Source organism: Rhodococcus koreensis, assembly GCF_900105905.1.
Taxonomy (GTDB): domain Bacteria; phylum Actinomycetota; class Actinomycetes; order Mycobacteriales; family Mycobacteriaceae; genus Rhodococcus_F; species Rhodococcus_F koreensis.
In genome coordinates this window covers 14,821-39,538 of the sequence record NZ_FNSV01000004.1, presented here as the reverse complement: position 1 = coordinate 39,538, position 24,718 = coordinate 14,821, and the positions used below count along the sequence as shown (strand labels likewise).

Sequence of the window (24,718 nt, the reverse complement as noted above, 5' to 3'; positions counted from 1 at the left end):
ATGGTGCCCGCCGGCGCCGCGAAGGAGCGAGACCCCCAGACCACACCGGCCACGATCATCCAGTCCAGCTCACCTGCTACACATCGACCAAACACAAGGAGCCCACCATGAGCATCACCACCGTCGCTACCGCCACCCGGCGCACCGCCCGCGAGGCCGTGACCTCCTACATCAGCCTCACGATGATGTTCGTCGCCGCACTGGCCGGCACCCTCCTCCACCGCGCCGGCGGCAAAGGCTCAGACCGCGGACCCTCCACCCTCGAATACGTCTTCCTGGCCGTCTTGGTGGTCGGAGCCGCCGCCGCAGCCGGTGCGATCGTCGTCCGCAAGATCATGTCCCGCGCAAACGCGATCCCCGACTGAAATCAGACAGCGCTGCATCGATTGGAGAGACGGTGAGTACGTGACATACCTCGTGAGGGTCTTCCAGGCCGCGGCGATGGTGGCGGTCGCTGGGGTGCTTGTGCAGCTCGGAATCGATTCCTGGCCGTGGCCGCATATCCCTATTCCGTCCTGAAAAGCCAGCCGTCCAACAACAATCGGAAAGCAGACCATGGTCACACTGGAACAGTTGATCGACCGATGGCGCCGCGATGACCGAGGCCCGGCGACCCTCGTTACGGTCATCGCGATGGTCGCATTCCTTCTGATCTTTTCGGTCCTGCTGCAAACCGCTCTGTTCTTCCACGGCCGCGACGTCGCCAACAGCTGCGCCGAAAAAGCACTGAAGAACACAAGATCGCAATACGGCAACCAAGCGCTCGGAACAGCTGCCGCTTATGCCTGCATCGCCCAGGCAGGCACCGGTGACCTGCAGATCCCGGTGGTCCTCGTCAGCAAGAACATCCGCGAAACAACCGTCAACATCACCGGAAAGGCCCCGTCCCTCGTCCCGGGTCTCGAATTCCCCATCGTCGTCAACCACACCAAACCGACTGAACGCGTCACCAACCCGGGAGGAATCGGATGAGACTCACCCGATGGATATCCCGCGCCCGCCGAGATGACCGGGGCGACGTCACGATCGAGCTGTGCCTCGCAGTCGTCATCCTGATCTTGCTCCTGGGCTGGATGTATGCGTACGGCGTCAACCGACAGGCGCACCAGAAGGTTGAACACGCCGCCACCGAGGGTGCCCGTGCAGCCTCACTCGCCCGCACCATCGCCACGGCCACCCCTCTGGCGTACCAAGCAGCGGCCGGCAGCATGGACGGACAAGGTCTCAAGTGCGCCACCATGAACGTCAACGCCGATACCAGCGGATTCCGCACCAGACCTGGTGTCCCCGCCACGGTCGAGGTCACCGTGACCTGCCAGGTCTCCTTCGACGCTCTTGGATGGCCCGGAGTCAATGGTGCCCGCACCGTCACCGCTACCGCAATCTCGCCGATCGATACCTACCGGGAGCGCACACGATGACCAACACCTTGCGTAAGCGACTCGCCTCCCGCCTGCCGGAGGAGCACCGCGACAAGGGTGCCGTCACCCTGATGACGGTGGTCTTCGCCCCTGTCCTGATCTTTTTCGTCTGGGGACTGATCGTCGACGGTGGCGGCATGCTCACCGCCGACCAGCGAGCCGACAACGTCGCCGAGGATGCCGCCCGAGCAGCCGGTCAGCAGATCATCGGATCGGTGAGCGCCCGCGGCATCGACACGGTCGTCGACCCGGTCCGCGCGACGGCAGCCGCCAAGAGATACCTGTTCGAGGCCGGCGTCGACGGCGACGTGATCCCCACCGGCCCGCGCACCCTCCTGATCACGACCCGCATCGTCTACAACTCGAAACTTCTGCCATACCCCAGAACGAAACTGCTCGTCGGTACGGCCGCTGTGAATCTCAACCGCACCAACGCCGGGGAGGTGTACATACCGTGAGCGCAAACGCCGCGCGGTCCCGCCTTGCCGGACTCGGCTACCTCCTGATCCTGGTGATGCTTGTCGCCGGGATCCCGGCCGCGCTCTGGGCGCTGCGCGGCAATCCGCTCGACATACCGTGGTCGGATTTCGAAGGTTTGCTCGCGAGTCCAGATGACGGCAGTCTTCTCATCGCCCTTCTTCCCCTTGTTGGCTGGGCGGCCTGGGCCACCTTCACCGTCCCGATTCTGCTCGAACTCGCGGCGACACTGCGTGGCGTCAAAGCGCCGAAGCTGCGCCTTCTTCGCTCACAACAGCGGACGGCGACGTTCCTCGTCAGCGGCGCTCTCTTGCTCCTGACCGCCGGAACCGCCACCGCCGCACCCGTCCTGACCCAGCCTGCGGACGTGGGAAGCACCTCTCCGTACGCGCCGCACTCGCAGCAGGAAGATCCGAGCGCGTCACCACGGACGCAGGTGGATCCGCGGGCTACCCGTCCGGCGGTACAACCGGCGGGGCCGACAGTGACGACCGTGCGGGGAGACACCCTGTGGGGATTGGCCCAGCAGCATCTCGGAGAGGGCCGCCGCTACGCCGAAATCCTGGACCTCAACCGGACTGCTGTCCCCGAGCCAGGGTTTCTGGCCGAAGGGTTGACCCTGCAGCTGCCCGAATCCCCGCCCGAGGTGATACGCGGCGCCTATACGGTCAAACAGGGCGACACCCTGTGGGATATCGCCGAGCGCGAGCTCGGTGATCCTTTGCGTTTCAAGGAGATAACGACTCCCGACGGCATCCCGGCGGGCGAGCTGATCACGGTTGGCCAGCAATTGATCATGCCCACCGCCGCCTCCGCGGCGGCTGACGCTACGCCGGCCCCGGCCTTGGTGCCGCCGGCCGATACGGCTCCGGCTCCGGCCTCGGAAGCTGCCCCTGCTCCCGCTCCGACCCCGGAAGCTGCTCCCGCTCCGGCGCCCGCGCCTGTGGATGTCGCCCCCAACTGGAAACTCGACCCCATCGAACCCCAACTGCCTGCCGACCTCGTCACCAATGACGCGCCTGCAGAAACCGATACCGAGGACGGCTCATCCGACGTCGTGTTCATCGGTCTCGGAATCTCAGCGGTTGCCGCAGCCGGACTCACCGGGCATCTCGCACTTCGCCGTCGCAAGCAACAACACCGCCGCCGCCGCGGCGAACGCATCGCCCTTCCCGCCGAAACCGCGATCCAGGCCGAGCACGCACTCACCGCCGCTGACCCGCTCACCACCATCCACGTCGACATCGCATTGCGGCACCTCGCGCACCACTGCAGATCCACAGGTACCGCTCTACCGGGCCTGCTGACGGTATTCGTCGGTGACAACGACATCGAGCTCGGACTCGTCGAACAGGTCTCACCCCCCGCGCCGTGGACACAGATCGACGACACCACCTGGGCAGTAGACCCGAGAGCGCTCCCACGCAGCGTTCCCGAGGCCGAGATCAGTCCGTACCCGGCACTGACGGCAGTCGGAACCAGCGACGACGGTCGCGACCTCATGCTCAACCTCGAACAGATCGGCCACCTCGCCATCAGCGGCACCCCGACCGCAACAGCCGGGGTGCTGCGCGCGCTCGCCGTCGAACTCGCAGTCTCGCCCATCGCCGACAGCCTCCACCTCAACCTCGTCGGATACTGCGCCGATCTGCCGGAGGCAATCGACAACGGCCGCATCACCCACTCCGAGGATGCCGACACGGTACTGACGACACTCGCCAATCACCTCGAACTCGACTCCGAAATACTCGCGGACAACGACATCGAGTCAATCGCGCAGGCACGCACGTCCTACACCACCAGCGAGCTGACCGCACCCGAGATCGTTCTGATCGCCGACCCGGTGACCAAGGCACAGGCCGAGCTACTCACCGGGATCGCACGACACGCACCCCGAATCGCCTTCGCCGCAGTGACCACCGACAGCACACATACCAACGCCACATGGACCCTCGAGGTCGACGACAGCGGCTCGGCCGTCCTTGCTCGACCAGGAATCGCGTCGGCCGGCATCACAGTGACCACCCTCGACGAGGAGAGCTACGCGTCCGTCCTAGACCTCCTGACCACCACCTCACGCGAACCCCGCATCGCCCACACAAGTAATAACCCTGACATTCGATGGGAAGCAGCCCGTCTCGACAACGACATCTCGACCAAGGAGTTCATCACCAGCTCCGATCCCGCCACCTTCAGCGTGGTCGGGAACGATGACCTCGACCACACCGTCGACCGACCACAGCCGTCCGATTCAGGTGAGATCACCGCAGAAGGCGAGCTGCCGGAGGCGGATCACATCTGGATCAGGCTGCTCGGCGAACCCGCCGTCACACCCCCGTCACCAGGGCCGGCCGAAGGCCGAGAGAAGAGCCTGACCGAAATCGCCGCACTTCTCATCACCACTGACGGCGGAGTCCTCGCCGCGGACATCGACAGCAAGATCTGGCCCCATGACGTCGAAGCCGCCAGAACCGGCACAGCCGAGCAGGAGAAAGAAGCGAAGGCCCGGCTCCGCCGGCGCCGCAACGAAGCGCTCTCTCGCCTGCGTAAGTGGCTTGGTGACACCGAGACCGGTGAACCCGCCCTCATCAAGTCCGGAGATCGAACCGGCCGGACCCCCCAACGTCTCCACGACGCCGTCACGACCGACTGGGACTACTGGCATGAACTCGTCAACGCCCATCCAGCTGACGTCGTCACCGCCCGGCTATCCGCCGCACTAGCCCTGGTCACCGGGCAACCCTTCAGTAGCGACGACCCCACCGCCTACGGGTGGGCCGACCACACCAAACAAGACATGATCTCCGCCGTCACCGACGTCGCCGAGGAGCTCGCCACCCGCTACATCCGCGGCCACCAAGCTCCCCAGGACCTCGCGGCTGCACACGCCGCCGCGGCGACGGGCCTCAAGGTCGACATTGTCCACGAAGGGTGCTGGCGTGCGGCGATCATCGCCACCCACTTCTCGGGTGACACCGAGACCACCCAAAGGTTGATCGATCGCATGATCGCCGAGCTCGACGCACTCGAAGAAGAGCCCGAGCACGAAACCAAGATGCTCTTGAGTCAGCTCGACTCCACCTACGGGAGCCACTACCGGATCGGAGCAGCATCATGACGCGCCGCATCGCCGCACTGGCGACACTCACTGCCGCGATGTGCCTGACAGCCAGCTGCAGCATCCTGACCCCAGAACCGGTCACCCTCGAAACCAGCACCGGACCCACGTTCACCGGACCGCCCGGCTCCGGAAAGTCCCCCGAGCAACAGGCCGGTGAAGCCGCACTGGTGAAGGTCAACGAGTACTACACGGTGCTCGCGCGACTGAGTGCCGATCCCGCCGCCAATCCCGCAGATCTCGACAATGTCGCGGCCGGCAATTTCCTTCAATCGACGAAGCGGGACATCACCGCGCATCGCATCGAGGCGAACGCAGGCGAGGTCAAGGTTCTCAAGAACACCATCACCCGCCACAACATCCCGATCGACGAAAACGGCGTCCCCACGCCCGGCACCGCGACCATCGAGATGGACGTCTGCCTCGCCCGCGCTACCGACGTTCTCGAGCTCGGGAAGCCGATCCTGACGAACACCGCTTGGCCCGACCCAGCAGGATGGAGGGTCACAGCCGACTACACACTGCCCGGTACGCCCTGCAATGCCGGACTTTTCTAGGAGATACGACTATGGCACACACCACCATCCGCCGAACCGCCGTCGCTGCCTTGGCTGCCACGACACTATTGGTCGGCGTGACCGCCTGCTCCGACACCGACGCGGCGGATCCGGCGGTAGAGCTCACTGTCACCGGTGACCCGGCGTTCGAGGGGCCCGACGGGGCAGACACCTCGAACAAGACTCCTGACGAGCTGGCACGGGAACAGGCGCTTGCGAAGGTCAACGACTTCTATGCGGTTTGGGCGCGCCTCGACGCCGATCCCGCGGTACCGATCGAACAGCTCGACACCGTCGCCGGTGGCCCCGTGCTGGATGACTGGAGGGCCGACCTCACGTTGCACCGGTCTCAGAACGTGAGGAGTGATGGGGCAATCACGGTTGTCGATGCGAAGATCACCGACGCCGGCATACCGGTAGGCGACGACGGCAAGGCTATATCCGGACCCGCCTGGGTCCACGTGCGCGCCTGCACCGACATCTCCGGTATGACCTGGACGAAGTCAGACGGCAGTCCCGCCTACGACGTCAACCGTCCGCAGTTTGTGCTCGCCCAGTTGACCGTCCGGAATGCGGATTGGCCCGATGCAAACGGCTGGCGAGTCACCAGCGATGCAGCAGGCCGATACGCACCGTGCGATGCACCATAACCAAGGAGAACACATGCCAAATCGTCGTCGTCATGCGACCGTGATCGGCGCGCTCGTTCTGGGAAGCCTGGTCGCATCGCCACACTCAGCGCTTGGACAACCTGGCTTCGGTTCTGGAGGCATCGACGTCAGCCCTGGCATGGGAAACGGCGGCTCGAACATCACAGTGCAAGGCAGCTACGTCCAGGTACCTTCGGCGTCACCTGGCTCCGGAGGCTCCCCAGGGGCGAGTGCAGCGGGGACGGGCGGCGGCGGGTCTGGATACAGCGGTGGTGGCAGTGACGTCGTAGCAGCCCCCACAGGACCTCCGGTTAGGGAGCAGCTGAAGGCGTGCGGCCGATTCACAGACTGCGTTCCGCTGAGCCCGGATGTGGGTATGCCGGCCACCCCAGTGAGTATGGCCCAGGTCATGAACGTTGTGGGTACGGCCGTGACCGGCATGCAACTCGAGGAACCGCCGATGTGCTGGACTCCCGAACCTGCTGATTTCCCAGGTGGGAGAACCGGATTAGTCGGCAAATTTTCATGGGCTTGGCTCTGCCCCGACCAGATTAGGGAGACGAATATCGGTCCGGTTACACGGGTAGTTCCTGGTCCAGGCGGGGTGGTGGTCACCGCGACGGCCGTAAACACCAGTGTGACCATAAATTACGGAGACGGAAGCCCACCTGTGATTTGCCCTGGTGCTCTACTGCCGTTCACCCCATATGCCGACATTGTCGATGCCAGCCCAGTAACGCCGCCGAGTGGAATGCCATCCCCGACGTGTGGTCATCACATCGAGAAAACTTCGATCACAGAGCCCGGCGGGACATTCAAGGTTTCAGCGACCTCTGCGTGGCTCGTGAATTGGACCGCCGCATGGCCGGGAGGAGCTGCGGGAGGTGTTGTTCCTGTACCTCTGACCTCTACGTACCAGCAAAGGATCGGCGAGCTACAGGTGCTCGTAACGCCGAACTGACTGGCGTGCACACTGCTGGAATCGTTTTCGCTCAGAAATTCAGGTGGCGTGCGAGGCGGCTGATCGGATGGGTTTCGATATTCGCGGGTTGACCGGGCCCGGTGGTGTGCACGCTTGGGCTCACTCGGACGTGGGCCTCGCCGTCGATGCGGACGGTGGTGGTGTCAGTGGCGGCGATAAGAGTTTGTCCGTTGGCTTGGACGTGGCAGTGGCTGTGCGCGAAGACGATCGCGCTGTCTTCTGCGCGGATCCTGGCGTTGTCGGTACCGACGATATGGCTCTTACCGCGGGCATCGACGGTGCTGTCGTCGAAGGCTTCGATGTGAGCATGCTCGTAGGCAGTCACCCTGGCGTGGTTGGACGCTTGGACGAAGCATCGGCCGGCGGCTGCGATGGAGCCGCCGGCGATTCCCGCGCAGGTTTGTCCGATAACTTTGACCTCGACTTGGTTGGGGATGTGACCAAGGTCCAGCCAGCTCTCCGGGTCGGCGTCGATGACGATGGTTTTCGCTCCGGCGGCGAGGCGCTTGGCGTATTCCGCATAGCTGCGGACCGGCGATGTGGAGCGGCCACGATACGGCCGGCGTGAGTTGCGCGTGGTCTTCTTCACTGGTGCCCCCATGAAATCAATAGTGCCTTCGTTTGGTGTCGTTCGTGCGAGCGCCGATGTCGGCGTGTCGTGCGTGGGCTGCACGAGGTTCGGTGTGCCTCGGTGTTCTGTGTTAGTCGCCGATCTTGACGGCATTGCCGGTCGGGTCGACGCATTGCAGGTAGGAGTCGGCGTGTGATCGGTCCGGAAGGTAGGGCCAGTTGCAGTGCCAACCGTCGATGACAGCGAATCGTCCTTGTCCTTGTGTGGCGATCGTGCGGTCGTTGAGGTAGCGATCACTGATGCTCAGTGCTGCTGGGCAGCTCGGAGTCCCGGCGATGATGATCACAGGTGCAGTCGCACCGTTCAGGTTGTTCGTGACGGTTCCGCACTGAGCAGTTGTGGGCGGCAATGCGGCGGCAGCGGTGGTCTGCGTGGTAGTCGTCGCCGGCTGTGTCTCGGATAGCCGGGTCTGAGGGGCGGTCACTTCGGGTTGACCTTGACCGACGGTGGTGGGGTTCGCCGACCACTCGACGCGTGTGGCGGCAGCAGTTGGTTCGGCTGACGAGGATGCGGTCTCGGCTTGTGTGCTGCTGCACCCGGTGAGGATGGCGGCCGTGATGAGGGGCAGTGCAGCAATTTTGCTGGTGGTTCGTCGATTCACGAGTGCTCGCTTCTCTTCCAGTCCGGCAGGGAGGACGCATTGTCGAGCCCAGTGATATGTGATGACCTGGACAGAACGACGCTTGTCGCGACCACGGTCGCTCCAGCGTTTCAGGCTGCGGCTTCTCGAAGACCCTTCCAGTGGGTGGGCGGGCTCCCGCATCGGCTCGGTGGTGCTGAGACTGTCCAGGTGGACGGCTAGTGTCGATCCATCCTGATGTCTGTCGCACAGTTGCGGAGGAGTGCCCACGATGACCGAACCGACGTCCGAGCTGGCGGGCAGTGGTCCCAGCGAGGAGCCGCAATCGCCGGCCGTCGGTGCTGAAAATGCGGCAGGGCAACGCAGTGACCACTTGTCGGCGACGGTGTACGCGCCTGCTGGGCTTGTCGTCGTCGCGAGTGTGGTGGTGTGGTTCGCGGCGCGGTGGATTGATGCCGAATACGGCACCGCCGGGCTGTGGTGGGTGGCCGTCACCAGTGCCGCGGCTGGTGCGGCGTTGAGCGTGGTGACAGCACCGATGATGACCAGGTTGTGTGCTGCCGTCGAGATCCCGACAGAGGGCTGCTCCCGGCGGTTCGGTCCCGCGGCGCTGACCGCAGTAATGTGGTTCGGCGCCGTCATGTTCGCCGGCGGCGACGCGATCTTGCCTGCCTGGCTAGTGCTGAGCCTGCTGTGCGTGTGGGCAGCGTGGATCGATCACTTCACGCTGCGGTTTCCGCTGACCTTGATCCGGCTGACCAGCGCAGTGGGCCTGATGTTGGGGGCGTTCGCGGTGGCGGTGGATCAAGATCCTGCGGCAGGTGGGCGCGCACTTCTCGCTGGAGCGTTGGTGTTCGCGTTCAACCTTGCGTTCGCGATCATCACGGGCGGCTATCCCGGGCTCGCCGACGTGCGGCTGAGCTTCATCCTCGGTGCAGCGCTGGGGTGGGTCGGCTGGATGAATGTGCTCGCGGGCATGTTGCTACCGAACATTTTGGCGCTCGTGGTGATGGCGGGGGTGAAGTCGATCCGGCGTCAGAAAGACCTGGGAGAGTTCGGTTTCGCACCGTTCCTCGTCGCCGGAACCGCCGTGGCCATGGCCGTCCCGCCGCTGTGGTGGATCGTCTGGGTTTGAACGCCTTTGACGGGAGGGTGGTCGAGGATCGGTTGCATACTGGTCTCCAGAGAGCGGGGAGGTGTACAGGTATGGACGAGGTGGCTCACTCCGCCCCGATGCCGTCGATCGTTCGCACGGAGTTGCCGTGTGAGTTCTGCGCGGAGCATCCCCAGTACTTCCCGGGTGACCCCGTCGGCTTCGTGCGTGCGGCCCGCTGGGCGGCGGTGGTCAAGGACTGCTGTCACTTCGATGCTGGGGTGGACTACCTGCTGTGTGACGAGCACTGGGCAATGATCCGACACCAACAGTTGCCCGGGCAGTGCCCTCGGTGCGGGGCGATCGCCTACTCGGTCGAGGACATCGTGTGTGCCGAGGTCCCTTTGGGGAGGTCGGCTGTCACGGGACGTGGCCGTTGATAGGCGCGGCGTCCATCGCATCGTTGACCGCACCCCATGCCGATCGATTATCGGTAGGCGATCCACTTCCGGAACGGGCGGCGACTGGCGTGTGCCTGAGCTCGGCGCAGACCTGGTCCCGGTGATGGTTCAGCTATCGGACGTGCCGATATCTGTCGGCAGCTATCGGACGTGCCGATATCTGTCGGCTCTTACACTGTGTCCATGGGGGCGTGCACCGAGACCGATCCCGCTGGAGTGGCATGAGCTGGTTGATGCGTGAGGACCAGCGAATGGTGGAAAAATTTCTCCTGCAGGGCGTTATCACCCTCGCCGAGGCACGTCGGCTTCGAACACCATCTGCTCAGGATCCGTTTCTCCGGGACGCCGTCGACAACCTCCTGATGGATCTGTCCGGCTACCCCCTCAGAGAAGGCGGGCCACGCTCCGGGCTGGACCAACTCGAGTACTTCAGCAAGGCCATCGCACGGGAGCCAACCGAGTTCGCCTGTCAAGGGACATGAGGGCGTCCCTGTAGGCGGACAGGTGGTGTCCCTGTGCGCGGACAGCTGATCTCCCTGTCGGCGGTCAGCTGATCTCCCGCACCATCAGGTCAGGGGCATCACCCCGCGTCCGGCGGTGGCCTCCTGCAATCGCAGCGAGGTGCCTTCGGTGATCACGACATGCGCATGGTGGAGCAGTCGGTCGACCGCGGCGGTCGCGAGCGTTTTCGGCATGATCGTGTCGAACCCGGACGGGTGCAGGTTGCTGGTCACCACGACGCTGCGGCGCTCATATGCGGCATCGACGAGGCGGTAGAACGCCTCGGCGGCGGCCTGACCGGACGGAAGCATCCCGATGTCATCGACCACGATCAACTCGGCGCGGGTGATCTTGGTGATGGTCTTGGTGATCGACCCGTCCACCGCGGCCCTCCCGATCGCCGCGGTCAACGATTCGAGCGTGAACCACGACACCCGCATTCCCGCGTCGATCACCGCATGCGCGAGCGCCTCGACGAAATGGGTCTTGCCGGTCCCCGACGGTCCGCTGACCGCCAGGTTCTCGGCGCGCTGCACCCACTCCAACGTACTCAGGGCTTGCTGGGTAGGAGCCGGGATCGATGAATCCTGTTCCCGCCATGAGGAAAACGTCTTTCCAGCCGGAAGCCCGGCGGTTTTGCGGCGCATCGCCTTCGTTGCCTCGTCCCGACCGCGGACCTCCTCGTCGAGAAGGACCTTGAGGACCTCGGTGGGATCCCACCGCTGCGCTTTCGCGGTGGCGAGCACCTCCGGTGCGGCAGCCCGAAGGTAGGGCAGGCGCATCCGTTTGAGGACGGCGAGGAGGTCGTCGGGTAGCGGTGGCGCGGTGGGGTTCACGAGCTTGCCTCCGCACTGGTGCTGCCGAATCCGGCCCAGGCGGCGGTACCGGGTTGGACCGAATGCCTCTCGTCGGCGACGACAACCGCCCCGGCTGAGGTGGCGGTGTGGTGCGCGACGATCGCCGGCAGGTCCCCCTCGGCGAACCGACCCGATTCGGCTGGTCTCGACAATGCCGAGTCGACGGTGGCGGCGCCGACGAATGCGGCCAACTCGACCGCGGCGGTCATCTTCGCCCGGATCCGGACCGTGCCGGCCGCCGACGCGGCGACCAACCAGGTGTGCGCCCCGGGCCCGAGGTCGAGGAACCGGGCTTCGGCCGCGGAGCGGGCCTTCGGTCGTGGTGGCTTCGGTGCCCCACCCGGTTCTTGCGGATGATCGGGATAATGCGCCGGGTCGATCCGCGGGTTCCCCGGTGTCGAAAGTAAATGTCGCGCAACTTCACTCAAACCCCTTCTGTTTTCGGCCCAGTCCGGGGCCTGGGGCAATGCATCGAGGTCGGCGACGACCACCAGCTCCGTGCCGGCAGCGCGCACCCACACTTCGGTGCCGACCAACCCCGGTGGCGTCGAATACCGCACCGACCCGAACCGGATCGTCTGATCGGTGGCGACGCTGCGGGTGGTGCCCAATGCCAGGGTGTGCGGGGCCGACGGCAGGGTGTGCAGCCGGGCGCGTTCCTCTGCCAGGGCCTCGTCCGGGACGCGGGCGCTTTCGCGGTGCCGACGCGCATTGACCGTGGCGCAGAACTGCTCGCACGCGGCCTCGAGGTCGGCGAACGAGGTGTAGTCCGGCAGCAGGTTCGCGTCGGTGGGCACCAGATCGGCTTTGGCGATCTTGACGGTTGCTTCGCTGCCACCCTTCGATTCGGGGTCGAAGGGCACGCAGGTGTGCACGGCCATGCCGTAGTGGCGGGCTGTTTCGACGATCTGCGGATGCCGCACCGGGATCCCGGCGACGTGATCGATGCTGACCGTGCGGGGATTGTCGGTCAACGCGTAGGTCGGCACTCCACCGAAGCGGCGCACCGTGGCATCGAGGCACGCGATCAACGTCGGCAATGTTTGATCCCACACCGGGATCACCACCCGGTAGCGTGACCATGCCAGCCAGGCGCAGAACAACAGGGTCGAGCGCATGATCCCACCGGGCCCGGGTACTTTCGGGCCCTCACCCCAGTCGAATTGCATCCACAGTCCGGGTTCGGTGATCCACGGTCGGTAGGTGCGGCGATGTCCGGCCCGCCATGCGGCTTTCGCATCCGCGACGGCGCGTCGGGTGGTGCGTTCGGTGCCGTCGAAGCCGAGAGCGACGAGGCGTTCGTGGACGATGTCGGCACGGACCTTGCCTTTGCTGCGCTCGACCCACTCCTCGATCTTGGGTAGATGGTCATCGACGATGCGCGGTCGCCGCGACGGGCCGGTCACCGGCATCCCGGCGTCACGGGCGGCGACATAGCGTCGGACCGTTTTCGGATCGACCCCGGCCAGCTGCGCAGCGGAGTGTGCACTGCCGGTGGTGTCGTATGCCTCGAGAATTTCCATGATGTCCCTGTCAGACTTCTTCATGCGTCCCTCCGGTGGAGTCGCTCAAGGTGGTCGAAGACCTCGAGCAAAACCCCGGAGGGGCGTCGGTGTCAGGACCGACACACCGCCGGCCCCATGTCCATCGACAGGGAGATCAGCTGTCCGTCAGCAGGGACGAACGTGTCCGCCTACAGGGAGGTTGGCATGTCCGCTAGCAGTTCGCCCACGGTCTCGATACCCGAGTCGGAAGGATCGTTCTCGATGCGACGTCGGGTCTTACCCATGAGAACCGTGCCGAACGTCGATGGGCGATTCTCGATCCTCTCGGGGCGCCGCGGATGGACCGGCGGGAGGCCGGCATGAACGTCTGGGTTCGGCTCCTGGCTTCTCGTGTGACGGACGGCCTGCTTCACCCGGTTCTGTGTGCAGAGCTGATTGCGGACGTGGGCCCGCTGTCTGCGGATGATGCGTACAACTCGCGGGAGGTGCAGATCAACCGCGCTGCTCCGGGTTTGTACAAGACGTGGGTGTCCGATCCCGGCACCCGTGACAGCCAGGAACACAGCATGCGGGATCTGTTCGAGTCAGTCAGTTGGGCTCGTTCGCTGTCCTGAGTGCCCGCGGTCCCTTCACCGATCGATGATCGGACCGGGTATCTGGGACATCACCGATGCGCGATTATGGCAGGATTCGACGTCGCACCCTTTACACGGTCCGGCTTTAAGGACGGGGTTCTCTGTGTTCACCATCGTTGTTCACCCTGAGCATGGTCATCCCAGCTCGATATGGCCTTCGCAGGAGCTCGTGATCAGTCATTCGGATGAGCCCTACGTTCTTCCCAGCCAAATCGGCATGGATAAAACCCTCGGGGATGAACTACTGGCATGGACTGTCCAGTTCCAGAAGTTCTTCGTGGAAGAGCTAGATGACTTCAGCTCCCGACCACGGTGGCGATCTGGAATAAATCCCTTCGAGTGGTACGACGAAGGCTGTCGAATCATCCACGAGCTTCGACTCCGGTTCCCCGATGTGCATGTCAAATCCGAATTCGCACAATACGTTTTCTCGGTCAATGAACGCCGCGAGAACATGGGGCTGCCGCCGATCAGCCCCCCAAACGAATTCCGGGCTGGGCACATCAGCATTTCCGACGTCTTGAATGACCCAAAGAGTCACCCTGCCTGCGGCGACGACGGCAGGGCAGAATGAAGGGCGAATGAAATCAAGCTGGATACCGACTCGTGCGAATCGCAGCGCAGCACGATAGCGCTGCGATTCGGCGGAATGGCACGTGCCCGGTCAACGATCGCCGACCGAACACCGATCGTTGGCAACTCCGAGCGCTACCTACCGATTCGTTCGACGCGCCAAGGTGGGATCTCCCGCCGCGGCCTGACCTTGATCGCACGGAATTTGTATCCGTCCTGGTCGATCACCGACTCCCATTCGAAGTCGACCTGCTCGCCGACGTCGAGACCACGGATTCCTCCGCCGATGCTGAAACTGTCGCCCGGCTGGGCATTGATGACTTCATCGGGGTGTAGGGCGCTGTAGAAGGTCCAACAACCGCCCGGTGTGTCCGCAGAGTCGATGACTCCCCAGCCTTCGTCGTCATTCCACGTGGTGACGACGCCGCTCGCTGGGGTGCCGATCCGGGGCGGGATCGTGTCGTCGAGGTCGGTAATCTCGTGGGCACTGCCGTCGGGATCGATATGCCAAGCCCTGGAGCTGAACGGCCCCGGCCGCGCGTAGGGCTCGGTGCCGACTGGCCATGCGCGCACCGTGTGAAAGTCGTAACCGTCTGCCGGCTCGTCGAGTTGATACCACTCGAACTCGACTTCCTGACCTTCAGCCAAACCGGGGAACCCAGGAACCGCTACGGATATCCATGGAGTCCAGCTACCGCCGGGGGTGTCTGCGGAGTCGATCACGCCCTGCATACCCCGCACGTCCCAGCTGCGGACCACTCCACGGCTCGTCATGACATCAGTATGTCCCACACCGCTGGTGGCTAGCGAGCGAAACCCGTAAGCCGAACGACAACCGGGCGCGTCCCGAAGCCGCCCCGTGGCCGGAACGCGCTGAGCTGCGCAGTTCCCGGTAGCCCCGTCCGGTGAAGAACCCCCGAATCGGGGCGACGAACGGGACACTCCGGCTGTCCAACCAAGTGACGCTGTCGATGGTGTGACCGAGCCTCTGTCCAAAGCATGTCACACAACCCCGATGAGGGGGATCTTCCTCCAGATGAGAGGGGAGTGGCGGCACTTTCTACGGCAGAGGTGTGCCTGTTGTGGCGGAGTGACCGATCGCTCGCGGCCCAGGTGAGGCAGTCAAGGTCCGGACCTATGGTCCTCGCAATTGCTGTCGTAGGTACGAAGGAGTGGTACCGATGAATGTTGAGGTTCGCCGCATCCATCCGACGGACGCGAAGATCCGCTACCTTCATCGTTGGTGGTTACCTCGTCCCGAGCCCCGCACGGGTAGCCACCGCGGAGATCAATCTGGACACGGGGGGTTGGTCCGAGGCCTGGGGGACCGGCGATGAGGACCCCCATCGATCGCACACACCTCATCCTCACCGCTGATGGCACCTCCTTGGCGGTGCGTGAGATCGGATCCCGGACGGCCCCAGTCACTGTGATCTTCGCGCACGGATTCTGTCTCCATATGGACGCCTGGGCACCGCAACGGGCCTACCTGGCCGAGGTCTGGCGGGGGCGTGCCCGGTTGGTCTTCTTCGACCACCGCGGCCATGGCAGATCCAGCGCGGCGGACACCGACAGTTACACGATCAGCCAGCTTGGACGGGACCTGGATGTGGTGATTCGCACGGTGGCGCCACAGGGGCCGATTGTCCTCGTCGGGCATTCGATGGGCGGAATGGCTGTGATGTCCTACCTCGCCCATCACCAAGAGGCCGCGGCCGCACAGATCGTGGGGGTCGGGTTGATCTCGACCGCCGTCGACAATGTCGCCGGCGCCGGCATCGGGCGCGCTCTGAATACGCCGGCGGTGACGTTGCTGCGGACGGCATCAGCTCACGCCCCACGGCTCGTCGGTCGCAGCTGGGATCTCTCCCGTCGCATCTTGTCGCCGGTGGTCGGCGCAACATGCCCGCTTGCTCCGAGCGCAAGTGTCCGTGCCGCCGCCACGTCCTACGTGATGGTCCACGCGACGCCGATCGCCACCGTGGCCGCTTTCCTGCGTGATCTGCGGATCTACGACGCTTCCCCGGCCCTCGACGTGCTCGCGCGGGTGCCGGCGTCGATCATCTGTGGAACCCGGGACAGGGTGACCCCGATCGGACACTCACAGCGACTCGCCGCGGCTCTTCCCCTCGCCGAACTGATCCCGGTGAGCGGAGCGCGGCACATGGTCGGCCTCGAGCGCCCTGCCGTGGTGAGCGAGAGTCTCGATCGACTACTCGGCCGCGCGGTCGGGCGCCGCGAACAGGACACCACCGGCAGATCCACATCCACCCTGGTCGGGGCGTGAGATCTGATGGGCCGCAGCCATGACCGGATCAGCCCAGACCGCGGCAACGGTGTGTTCGATCCCGACCGAGGCGACAGCGACGTCGCCACCCGCAAGGAAGGCGCCCTGATCTCGCAGCACGCCTACGACACCCGCGCCGATCTCCGCAGCGGGGCACGTGAACTCGACACCGCCACCGAGAACCTCCCCGGATTGACCCGGGCGCAGCGGGACCTCAACCGGGCCTATCCACGGCCCACGCCGGCGGCAATCGGAAACTCTCGGCTACGCCCCCGGCTGCCACCAGCGATCGAACTCCGTCGCACACTGTCGGCACGACAACGGAACACCCGATCCGCGGCGAAGCGCCGCGTCCTCGACGCCATGCCGAAAGCCCAGTACACGGCGCTGGCGTCGTTGACGTCGGACCCGAAGACCTGGAGGGAGACGAACAACGCCCTCTCCGCGGTGGCCGGCGACGCTGTCGAGCTCGAGGATGCTCGCCGCAAGCAGGTCCAACGAGTGGACAGGGCAATCCAACGATACGAACGCGAATCCGGGCGAGGTCATCTCGTGTACACCGCGGTGAGCATCCCCAACGCGGTCGTGAACCCGTCAGATCTGCCCTCGACGCTCTCGCCGGGGACGGTCCTGTCCTTCGACCGGTTCACTGCAGCAACCCATTCGCTGCACGAGCTGGACTCGACCGCCCAGCCCACCGATGTCGTCTTCGAGATCCAGACCGACCGCGGCATGTACTACGGGCAATCCTCCCGCGTGGACAACTCGCACCATCTGCTGCCACGAGGTATGCAGCTACGGGTGGTGGGGGCTCATTTTGTGCCGTATGAACGGCCCGGGCAGCCGCCGGGGGAGCGCCTGATCGTCCAACTCGTCGATCACGAGACGCCCTGAGGAGTCGAGACGGGCGGTCGAGACAGATTCACCTCACCGGAAGGAACACACAGTCATGACCGCGGACAAGCCGCGCCACCGGCGCCCCGACCTGACCTTTCATCCCGATATCTTCGCTGCGCCCGCGCAATTCAGAGTGGTGGAAGCCGCGCCACACGACGAGGCGGACCAGGCCGCGGACACAACGCAAGGGAATCACAGCTTCGACGCCGACGCTCATACCGGACGACGAAAAGGCAAGGGGCTGTGAGCAGAAAGAAAAGTCGGAGGCCACCTACAAGATGGTGTGCCTCCGACTCACCCGGTGCATTCTCAGTACCCACACCCTATTTGATCGTCCGCATCCGGTCCACCTCTCCACACCCGGCTGATGGGAATGCCCGACTGGGTTGCCCCGGCCCAGAGTTCGGTCGAGTTGTACAGGTCCCTCTCTACTGTCGGTGATCGCACACGACACCCGTCGCGGTCATCGAGACAACTTCCGCCCTTGGCCGCCACACCCACGGCACAGGAGACATCATGGATTTCGCATCGATCATCGTCGGCGTCGCAGTGGCCGGCGCATCAGCCGCCCAGGGCGGCGGAGTGGACCCCGCGATCACCGACAGCGTCACGGCGGTCGCACAGGACCTACCGCCCGCTCTCGCCCAGTATGTCCCGGACCCGCAACCGTATCTCGACGACGCCGCCCGGGCCGTCCAGCAGGCGCAGGAGCAGTTACCCGCGCAGTGGCAAGCCGAGATCGAGAACGCAATTCCACCGGAAGTCCTCGATGCCGCTGCCGGCGCCAGGGAACAGCTGCCGCCCGAGGCGCAGGGCCTGATTCCCGAGGTGGTCCTGCCCGCCCCCAGTCCGGAGCCCGGGCCCGGCGGCGGTGTCACCAACCCGGCGGGACCCGCTGCTCAGGCATCGTCATCGGCTCCGCAGCAGGAGACGAATCCGGCAGTTCTGCCTCCTGTCGTCAGCGGAGCACCCACCACTGCGGCCGGCATCCCCTCCCTGACAGGAATGCTGGCCCCGACCGCAGTCGGCGAGCTGACCTTCGATCCCCGCTTTCCCCGCAACCTCGAGTTCGCGCGTGCGGTCATCGACGCGGCGATGCGTGCGATCGGATTGCCCTACCAATGGGGCGGCGGCCTTCTCACCGGACCGTCGATAGGCGACGGCACCGGAGGAGCTACCGCCGGCTACGACTGCTCCGGGCTCACGCGCTTCGCGTACTACATCGGTACCGGAGGCACGAAGGTCTTGCCGCGAACCTCACAGGAACAGTTCCGGGCCGGCCAGCAGATCAGCATGGACCAAGCCCAGCCCGGTGACCTGCTGTTCGGGAACTGGCAGGCAGACGGAGCCAACCACGTCGCGATCTACCTCGGAGGCGGAAAAATGCTCGAGGCACCGCAGACCGGGCAGCGCGTCCAGATCAGCGCCGTCCGTCCGGACCTGGTGCCCGCCCGCTTCCTGTGACCCCAGCCGGCGGCCAGCGGGGATGGTGCCCTGCGCTTGATCCCGAAGCGGAACAATACGATCGCCACTAGAGACCCCAGACCGGCCACAGGTCGTGTCGCGATGTGCGGCACGACCGCAGAGACGAAGGAGACAGTGCCACATGACCATTACCCCAGCAGCCCACAAGAAGGCAATCGAGACCGCACGAAAGAATGCGGAAGCACTGGCGCAGAAAGCAATCGAAACACGAGTCGCGCTTGTCGGAGCCATCGGGGAAGCAGTCGAAGAGCTCGCCGCACTCGATTCCGCACGCGAGGCAGCTGTAGACGCAATCAGGACGGCCCACGAGAGGGCGATCGAAGGCGGATGGACAGCCAAAGAGCTCGCAGCCATGGGCTACACCGCCCCGAAGAAGCGGAAGAACACCACCGGTAAGGCCGCGCGCGGTGGCGCCAGCAAGGACGCGACTGAGACGACCGACGTCGCAGATGCCGCTGCACCGCAGCAAGGCGCTCAGCCGCCGAGCACCGACGGGCAGATCGCCCGCGAACGCGAACCTGAGCACTCCTACAGCTAGGAAGCAGTCCGGTGGCGTGGCCCCAGCCACGCGCCGTCCTCCTTGTCGGGCGACGGCGCCCGAGCGCTACCAGGAACTCCTCCGGGGCCGGCATAGGAGCCGAAGTCAAGAACCACATGTCAGAGGGTGCCGTCACGATGATCACGAGAAAAGAGGTGGCATGACCAGTACACAGACGTCTCCGCAACAGTGGGCACGGGGCATGCTCGTCCCCGGCCGGGCAGCAGTGCTGGACGTTGAATCGACCAATTTGGACGGCAGCATCATCGAAATCTGCGTTGTGGACGCCGCCACCGGAAATCCGCTGCTCGATACCCTGGTCGATCCCGGCGAAGTTCCAATCCACCCGGACGCCTACGCCGTGCACGGAATTGCCCCGGCCGATCTGATCGGCGCCCCCGGCTGGGCTACGGTCCACCAGACGCTGCTTGCGGTGACCGCTGGCCGAGTGACCCTCTCCTACAACAGTCAATTCGATCAGAGCCGCGTTCTCCATGACTGTGCTCGGCACGGTCTCGACCCCGCGCACCTCGCCGACCCCGAGATGTGGGGATGCATCATGCGGATGCGATCGGAGGCCGAGGGCATCGAGAAGAGCATTCGGCTCGATGGCGGCCACCGAGCCCGCAGCGACGCCGAGGCCGCACGCACCGTCCTGCTCAGCATCGCCGAGGGCACCTCGGCGCCATCGGCCACCATGGACTCCGCCGCTACCTCCCACTTGCCGGCGTAGTCCACCGTGCCGCACATCTCGAGGCGGGTCGGTAGCAGTCTCCTTGCCGGGGCGATGCGTCTGCTCGGACTCGAATGGGACGATACGTGAATCCGGCCGCGGTGTGTCCGATGAGATCTTCCGCGGTGTCGGGCGGAAACCACGGTCGCGACACCGGTTGTTGCTGGGTCGGCGGAGGTCCACAGCGACGCGACACCGCGCTGGCTCTCGTGGGTCGGTCCCGGGATACCCGCTCGCCATCAGACGAATTCGCGGATCCGGGGGAGGACGTGGGCGAGTTCTTCGAACAGTGCCGGCCATCCACGGCGCAGGCGGGTGATGCGGCCGTGTTCGAGGAAAGCACCGTCGAGCATGTGCGAGACCCGCAGGTGCCCCTCGGGGGTGCCGAGGCGGCGAAGTGTGTCGTAGACGGGGTTCACCGGTAGCTGGTGGTGGGCGATGTAGGCCCAGATCTCCTCGACGCTCCAGTCCCAGATGGGCCCGAAGACATGTGTTCCGTCGGCTCGGTCGATGAGACCGCCGTGGTGTCGGCGTTGCTCGGTGGTGCTGGTGCAGCAGCCGTCACAGTCGCGTGAGACGTGGCTGCTGAGTGCGGTGTAGTACAGCGACCAGCGTCCGGTCCCTTTTGGTGACTCGTCGGCGCGTACACCCCAGATTTCTCCTGGCCCGTGCGCCTCGTGTGCCGCGCGGGAGGGTGCTCCGATGAGGATGTCGCGCAGTTTCTGGCTCGTGGCTCGGGTGGGCTGTTGGTGGTCCCATTCGCCGGACTGCGCGAGGACGGTCAGCAGTGGTGGGTCGGCTCGGTGGGGTTCGAGGTTGAGATTCCAGGTGTCGGCGAGTGCGGTGATGTAGCTGTAGGTCTCGGGATACTCGAGGCCGGAGTCGAAGAACACGACGGGGATGTTCGGTTCGACCTGCAGGGTGAGGTGCAGTGCGACGAGTGAGTCCTTGCCGCCGGAGAAGGCGAGGTATCCGTCGTGGTCGTCGAGGTGCCCGGCGATGCGCCCGGTGAGGGCTACCAGGTCGCGGCGGGGCCGGCGCAGTGCCCGGAGCGTGTTCAGGTCGAGGCCGTCGGGTTCGGGCTTGCCCGCCACACGTCCTCCTTCGCGGTGTCCGGTCGGTCTCGAGATCTCGCAGCTTCTGTCACACAGTGTCCGCCCGGTGGATCTTCCTCCAGTCGTAGGGGCGGTTTGGAGTCGCCTGGGCATGTGAGGAGTGTGGTGTGGGGAAACTGTGCGAGGTGGCCTTCCGGCAGGACGTCGTCGCGGCGGCATTCGCGTCGACGACGACGCGCGCGGCAGCCGAGCCCGCGAGGGTGGGCCGGTGCGGAAGATGCGCGGTGTCTCCGGTGCCGGTGGAGGCGGTGACCAAGGTGGTCTCCCGAACGTTCACGGGTTACGACTGCTGGAAAGCGCCCGCGGAGGGTGGGCTGTGCACGTCCTGCGCCTGGGCCTACCAGCACCCGGATCTGCGCAGACGCATGCATGTGGTCACCACACGACCAGCAATGAGGGCAGTGACCGCGGCGGATCTCGAACGGATCTTGTCGCGGCCCCTCGAGCCGGACACCGCCGTGGTGGTGCCCTTGCGGCCCGGCCGAAAGCACATCCTGCCGCACGCGCGGTGGGGCGGGATTGCTGTCGAGGACACGTCCCTGCCCTGGACTGCGCGTGACGTGGCGGCGGTGACAGCGATGCGCCGCCTGCGGGCGCTGGGGTTCGGTGCCCGCATGCTCGCCGAGCCCGCGGCCCCGTATTCGGCGCTCGCCCAGGTCGCCCCCCGGCGGTGGCCGGCGGTCTTCGCGGACTGGGACCGTCTCGCCCCGTACCGCCAGATCGGGCAGTGGTGGGAGCTCGCGCTGCGCGCCACCGTGTCGGCGAGTGCGAAGGCAGCGACATGACCAGCCCGACCGGTCGATGGCTCGCGGCCGCACCGGCGGGGCTGCCGCCGCTCGACGGTCCGGCGGCAACGGCTGAACGCCTGCTGCTGTTGCTGCACTACGGGATCGACTGGGATTCGGGATGGGTCGGCCGGCGGCGGGAAACGTACTGGACCCAGCACCTGCCGAACCGGGTTCGGGTCGCCACCTATATCGGTGGCGGCGATCTCGACCGGTGGTGGTCGGTGGTCTCACGGTCCCTCGAATCGGAACCGACGAACACCGACCAACGGCTGGAGCTGGCGACGTTGCTGCGTGAGGAGTCCGAGCCGGTGCTGACGTTGCTGCGTGAGCGTCCCACGTCGTACGTGCTGCGCACACGGATCGTCGCCGAAGCCGTGGCCGCCGCTCGCACTGCGGGAAGGAAAAGATGATGAGGTCGACCCTGCGCTGGGATGTCGAGCTGACCGCGCTGTCCTCGATCTCCCAGAAGGGGGAGGACTCCGGAACGACGACGACACTATTCCGGCGCGAGCCGGTGATCCAGCCGGACGGCAAGCCGGTGCTGGTGCCGATCGTGTCCGGGAACTCCCTGCGCGGCGGGTTGCGCAGGATCGCCGAGGAGCTGTTCCGCGATCTCATCGGCTACGAAGGGCAGATCCCGCTCTCGGCCGCGCACGCGCTACGCAACGGCGGCTCTCTGACGAAGGTCACCGGCGACGGTCTGACCGGGCGCCGGCGGCAGCGACTGCGGGAGCTGGTTCCCCCGATCGGGGTGTTCGGCGGCAACGGCGGAGGCCAGCCACCGATCGATGGCGCCCTGAAGGTGGGCAAGGTCATCCCGCGGGTGCGTGAGACCGAGACGATCATGACCCGGGCGTATGACGGCCGGTTGATGAGTCAGTTCGAGTTGGTCTCCCTGGAGAGCTACAGCCGATTCGACGACACCGACACCCGGACGTTCCCCGAACCCTCCGCGGGGGGCGGAGCCGGTACAGCCGCCGGCTCGTCGATGCTGATGCGATTCGAGGTCGAAACACTGCCCGCGGGAACCCGTTTCGAAACCTTCTTGCGGCTGGACCGGGCCACCGAACTCGAAATCTCGTTCTTCACCGAGGTGTGGGGCAGATTCGCGCGTGACGGATTCCTCGGAGGGCGCAGCGCGATAGGTCACGGACGGGTCCGCGCCGAATCGGATCGGGTGGTGTTGGCCGGCCCGGACCCGCAGTCAGTGGACTGGCGTGTCGAACTCGAACCACTGCGCGATGAGGTCATCGACGCATTGTGCTGGCTGACATGACCGGCACCGAGGAGATGGCACCGTTCCTGGTGCGGGCGCACCTGTCGTCGGGACTGGCGCACGCGACGCCGTGGGGAATCAGTCTCGACGGGATCCTCGCCGCCGAACTGTGGGCCGATCACAAGGCCGCGGCATGGGGCCGAGGCGAGTATGTGCCGGCGCTGACACCCGAGAGCGCCCCGCCGGACCTCGAGCTGCCACTGGCGCGGTGCGAGCTCGCCGGCGAGGACTGGCATTGGTGTGCGACGTGCTCGTTCCCCGAGGACCCGGCCGGTGATCCCGTGGTGCGGCACTGGGGGTCGCGGGCCGATCACCGCGGGCTCGAGCAACTCAGTCATACGCTGCCGGCGGTGACCTCGGATCGGCAGGGCCGCTACCGGGCTCGCTACATGCCCCTGATGATCACCAGCACTCGCACGGTCACCTGGCGCGGAGTCGGCGATCTCGACGCCGTCGCCACGATCCTGGGTGGCCTGGATGTCATCGGGAAGAAGCGGGCCCATGGTGAGGGCCGGGTTCTGCGGTGGGAGTTCGAACACTGCCCCGCCGCCGACCGGTGGGCGTCGGCGCACCTGCATAGCGATGGCACCCTCGGGCGCACCACACCACCGGCCTGCGTGCCGGATCGCTTGGAACCGGAATCGGCCGGCTTCGGGTTGGCCGGTCTGCGGCCGCCGTACATGCACCCGACCCGAATGAGGCAACTCCACCTACCTCGATGAGTGTTGTGTGCGTACCGGTTCGGTGCATGTTCTCCGCTCGAGGTCACTCAACTCATCGATCTCGGATCTTCCTCCTCATGACGGGATAAGGCCGCTTCGGAGAGGACACGAATGGCCGTGACGGAGGACATCGATCACGGCGTGACGGCCGTGATGCGACGTCGAGTCGCGTAGTCCAGGTCAGGGGATACCGTCCGCCCCACCGAAACACCCATCTGGGACAAGGGAGATGAGCGAGATGACCGATACCGACACACGGCCCAGGATGGCCTTGGACGCTCCGCAGTGGCGAGACTTCGCGCTGTGCCGGGTGACCGATCCGGAAGCGTTCTTCCCGGAGACGGGGGAGAACGGCCGCCCGGCGAAGCGGGTGTGCTCTGGATGCGAAGTCCGTGACGCCTGCCTCGCCGAGGCGCTCGCCCATGATGAGCGGTTCGGGATCTGGGGTGGGCTGACCGCGGCCGAGCGGCGCAAGCATTACCCGAAGCGACACCGGTGACCGCCGTGGCCGTGGACTTCGCACACACCAGCCACGCCGAAGGACGGCGACGCACCAAAGAGATCCACCTCGCTTGGTGCCCCAGTGTTTACCCCGGCTGACCTGCTGTCATTTCGGTCTGATCAGCGTCGCCGCCGTGCGCCGGCGGTGGGCGTTTACCGGTCGCGTTCGACGGAAACCTGGTATGTCACAGCCAGGTTGCTGGAACAGACACCCGTTTCCCTGACCACTCGATGTATGCGTGACGGCGTATGTGAAATGCTGCGCGTCGATGTGCGTGAAGCTGTGCGGGTTCAGGTGCGTGAAGTGTTGCGTGGCGGCAGGCGGGTCACCATGC

29 protein-coding genes are annotated in these 24,718 nt (G+C 65.5%); 23 read left to right on the top strand and 6 right to left on the bottom strand.

Annotated features, from left to right (window positions below):
* Nucleotides 1-107 precede the first annotated feature (107 nt).
* The 7 genes from BLV94_RS02880 (at nt 108) to BLV94_RS02850 (ending at nt 6,223) form a co-directional block, all read left to right on the top strand.
* Nucleotides 108-365 (top strand): hypothetical protein, encoded by a 258-nt coding sequence (locus BLV94_RS02880; protein ID WP_072948903.1) that lies wholly within the window; start codon nt 108-110, stop codon nt 363-365.
* Nucleotides 366-633: 268 nt separating this feature from the next.
* Nucleotides 634-972 carry a hypothetical protein gene (locus BLV94_RS02875; RefSeq protein WP_244163443.1) on the top strand — a complete coding sequence of 113 codons (339 nt, stop codon included), beginning with the start codon at nt 634-636 and terminating at the stop codon, nt 970-972.
* Entirely contained in the window at nt 969-1,421 is a 453-nt protein-coding gene (locus BLV94_RS02870; protein ID WP_072948901.1) for a hypothetical protein, read from the top strand. The genes BLV94_RS02875 and BLV94_RS02870 overlap by 4 nt, the downstream gene beginning before the upstream one ends.
* The gene (locus BLV94_RS02865) at nt 1,418-1,879 is read left to right on the top strand and encodes a TadE/TadG family type IV pilus assembly protein (RefSeq protein ID WP_072948899.1); all 462 of its coding nucleotides are present in this window, start codon (nt 1,418-1,420) and stop codon (nt 1,877-1,879) included. Before BLV94_RS02870 ends, BLV94_RS02865 begins: the two co-directional genes overlap by 4 nt.
* Nucleotides 1,876-5,016, top strand: coding sequence for a LysM peptidoglycan-binding domain-containing protein (locus BLV94_RS02860; RefSeq protein ID WP_072948897.1), 3,141 nt, complete (start codon nt 1,876-1,878; stop codon nt 5,014-5,016). The genes BLV94_RS02865 and BLV94_RS02860 overlap by 4 nt, the downstream gene beginning before the upstream one ends.
* Nucleotides 5,013-5,573: a hypothetical protein gene (locus BLV94_RS02855; RefSeq protein ID WP_072948895.1), complete on the top strand. Its 561-nt coding sequence runs from the start codon at nt 5,013-5,015 to the stop codon at nt 5,571-5,573. The genes BLV94_RS02860 and BLV94_RS02855 overlap by 4 nt, the downstream gene beginning before the upstream one ends.
* Nucleotides 5,574-5,584: 11 nt before the next feature.
* Entirely contained in the window at nt 5,585-6,223 is a 639-nt protein-coding gene (locus BLV94_RS02850) for a hypothetical protein (RefSeq protein WP_072948894.1), read from the top strand.
* A gap of 992 nt (nt 6,224-7,215) precedes the next feature.
* Here the strand turns inward: BLV94_RS02850 and BLV94_RS02840 are convergent.
* On the bottom strand, nt 7,216-7,806 hold the full coding sequence (locus BLV94_RS02840; RefSeq protein ID WP_072948890.1) for a hypothetical protein: 591 nt from the start codon (nt 7,804-7,806) through the stop codon (nt 7,216-7,218).
* Nucleotides 7,807-7,906: 100 nt separating this feature from the next.
* Complete coding sequence (locus BLV94_RS02835; RefSeq protein WP_244163442.1) at nt 7,907-8,260, bottom strand: hypothetical protein; 354 nt, start codon at nt 8,258-8,260, stop codon at nt 7,907-7,909.
* A gap of 427 nt (nt 8,261-8,687) precedes the next feature.
* On the opposite strand from BLV94_RS02835, the gene BLV94_RS02830 reads away from it, so the two are divergent.
* The 3 genes from BLV94_RS02830 to BLV94_RS02820 all read left to right on the top strand — a co-directional run bounded on the left by BLV94_RS02830 (nt 8,688) and on the right by BLV94_RS02820 (nt 10,452).
* Nucleotides 8,688-9,551 (top strand): A24 family peptidase, encoded by an 864-nt coding sequence (locus tag BLV94_RS02830; RefSeq protein ID WP_072948886.1) that lies wholly within the window; start codon nt 8,688-8,690, stop codon nt 9,549-9,551.
* 71 nt (nt 9,552-9,622) lie between these two features.
* Nucleotides 9,623-9,949 carry a hypothetical protein gene (locus BLV94_RS02825; protein WP_072948885.1) on the top strand — a complete coding sequence of 109 codons (327 nt, stop codon included), beginning with the start codon at nt 9,623-9,625 and terminating at the stop codon, nt 9,947-9,949.
* A 272-nt stretch (nt 9,950-10,221) separates the two neighbouring features.
* Nucleotides 10,222-10,452 (top strand): hypothetical protein, encoded by a 231-nt coding sequence (locus BLV94_RS02820; RefSeq protein WP_244163441.1) that lies wholly within the window; start codon nt 10,222-10,224, stop codon nt 10,450-10,452.
* Between the two features lie 84 nt (nt 10,453-10,536).
* Here the strand turns inward: BLV94_RS02820 and istB are convergent, their stop codons facing one another.
* Together istB and istA are read right to left on the bottom strand one after the other, a co-directional pair.
* Complete coding sequence (gene istB, locus BLV94_RS02815) at nt 10,537-11,307, bottom strand: IS21-like element helper ATPase IstB (RefSeq protein ID WP_072948883.1); 771 nt, start codon at nt 11,305-11,307, stop codon at nt 10,537-10,539.
* Complete coding sequence (istA, locus tag BLV94_RS02810; RefSeq protein ID WP_304363173.1) at nt 11,304-12,875, bottom strand: IS21 family transposase; 1,572 nt, start codon at nt 12,873-12,875, stop codon at nt 11,304-11,306. Before istA ends, istB begins: the two co-directional genes overlap by 4 nt.
* Nucleotides 12,876-13,171: 296 nt before the next feature.
* On the opposite strand from istA, the gene BLV94_RS02805 reads away from it, so the two are divergent.
* A complete protein-coding gene (locus tag BLV94_RS02805; protein WP_244163440.1) occupies nt 13,172-13,447 on the top strand; it encodes a hypothetical protein in 276 nt (91 codons plus the stop codon).
* Between the two features lie 124 nt (nt 13,448-13,571).
* Nucleotides 13,572-14,042 carry a hypothetical protein gene (locus BLV94_RS02800; RefSeq protein ID WP_244163439.1) on the top strand — a complete coding sequence of 157 codons (471 nt, stop codon included), beginning with the start codon at nt 13,572-13,574 and terminating at the stop codon, nt 14,040-14,042.
* Nucleotides 14,043-14,176: 134 nt separating this feature from the next.
* Here the strand turns inward: BLV94_RS02800 and BLV94_RS50320 are convergent, their stop codons facing one another.
* A complete protein-coding gene (locus tag BLV94_RS50320) occupies nt 14,177-14,773 on the bottom strand; it encodes a hypothetical protein (protein WP_244163438.1) in 597 nt (198 codons plus the stop codon).
* A 727-nt stretch (nt 14,774-15,500) separates the two neighbouring features.
* Between BLV94_RS50320 and BLV94_RS02790 the strand changes: the two genes are divergently transcribed.
* From BLV94_RS02790 to BLV94_RS02765, 6 genes are all read left to right on the top strand, one after another.
* Nucleotides 15,501-16,328: an alpha/beta fold hydrolase gene (locus tag BLV94_RS02790; RefSeq protein ID WP_244163437.1), complete on the top strand. Its 828-nt coding sequence runs from the start codon at nt 15,501-15,503 to the stop codon at nt 16,326-16,328.
* A gap of 6 nt (nt 16,329-16,334) precedes the next feature.
* Complete coding sequence (locus tag BLV94_RS02785) at nt 16,335-17,222, top strand: hypothetical protein (protein ID WP_072948880.1); 888 nt, start codon at nt 16,335-16,337, stop codon at nt 17,220-17,222.
* A gap of 55 nt (nt 17,223-17,277) precedes the next feature.
* The gene (locus tag BLV94_RS02780) at nt 17,278-17,472 is read left to right on the top strand and encodes a hypothetical protein (protein ID WP_072948878.1); all 195 of its coding nucleotides are present in this window, start codon (nt 17,278-17,280) and stop codon (nt 17,470-17,472) included.
* Between the two features lie 269 nt (nt 17,473-17,741).
* A complete protein-coding gene (locus BLV94_RS02775; protein WP_072948876.1) occupies nt 17,742-18,689 on the top strand; it encodes a C40 family peptidase in 948 nt (315 codons plus the stop codon).
* Between the two features lie 142 nt (nt 18,690-18,831).
* The gene (locus BLV94_RS02770) at nt 18,832-19,248 is read left to right on the top strand and encodes a hypothetical protein (protein WP_072948874.1); all 417 of its coding nucleotides are present in this window, start codon (nt 18,832-18,834) and stop codon (nt 19,246-19,248) included.
* A 160-nt stretch (nt 19,249-19,408) separates the two neighbouring features.
* Nucleotides 19,409-19,981 (top strand): 3'-5' exonuclease, encoded by a 573-nt coding sequence (locus BLV94_RS02765; RefSeq protein ID WP_072948872.1) that lies wholly within the window; start codon nt 19,409-19,411, stop codon nt 19,979-19,981.
* Between the two features lie 239 nt (nt 19,982-20,220).
* Here BLV94_RS02765 and BLV94_RS02760 read toward each other — a convergent pair whose 3' ends face one another.
* Nucleotides 20,221-21,075, bottom strand: coding sequence for a phosphoadenosine phosphosulfate reductase domain-containing protein (locus tag BLV94_RS02760; RefSeq protein ID WP_072948870.1), 855 nt, complete (start codon nt 21,073-21,075; stop codon nt 20,221-20,223).
* A gap of 128 nt (nt 21,076-21,203) precedes the next feature.
* On the opposite strand from BLV94_RS02760, the gene BLV94_RS02755 reads away from it, so the two are divergent.
* From BLV94_RS02755 to BLV94_RS02735, 5 genes are all read left to right on the top strand, one after another.
* Nucleotides 21,204-21,881, top strand: coding sequence for a hypothetical protein (locus tag BLV94_RS02755; protein WP_072948868.1), 678 nt, complete (start codon nt 21,204-21,206; stop codon nt 21,879-21,881).
* Nucleotides 21,878-22,294 (top strand): hypothetical protein, encoded by a 417-nt coding sequence (locus tag BLV94_RS02750; RefSeq protein ID WP_072948866.1) that lies wholly within the window; start codon nt 21,878-21,880, stop codon nt 22,292-22,294. The genes BLV94_RS02755 and BLV94_RS02750 overlap by 4 nt, the downstream gene beginning before the upstream one ends.
* Nucleotides 22,291-23,160 (top strand): RAMP superfamily CRISPR-associated protein, encoded by an 870-nt coding sequence (locus tag BLV94_RS02745; protein ID WP_174705568.1) that lies wholly within the window; start codon nt 22,291-22,293, stop codon nt 23,158-23,160. The genes BLV94_RS02750 and BLV94_RS02745 overlap by 4 nt, the downstream gene beginning before the upstream one ends.
* Nucleotides 23,157-23,882, top strand: coding sequence for a hypothetical protein (locus tag BLV94_RS02740; protein WP_072948862.1), 726 nt, complete (start codon nt 23,157-23,159; stop codon nt 23,880-23,882). Before BLV94_RS02745 ends, BLV94_RS02740 begins: the two co-directional genes overlap by 4 nt.
* 229 nt (nt 23,883-24,111) lie before the next feature.
* A complete protein-coding gene (locus BLV94_RS02735; protein ID WP_072948860.1) occupies nt 24,112-24,381 on the top strand; it encodes a WhiB family transcriptional regulator in 270 nt (89 codons plus the stop codon).
* Nucleotides 24,382-24,718 lie beyond the last annotated feature (337 nt).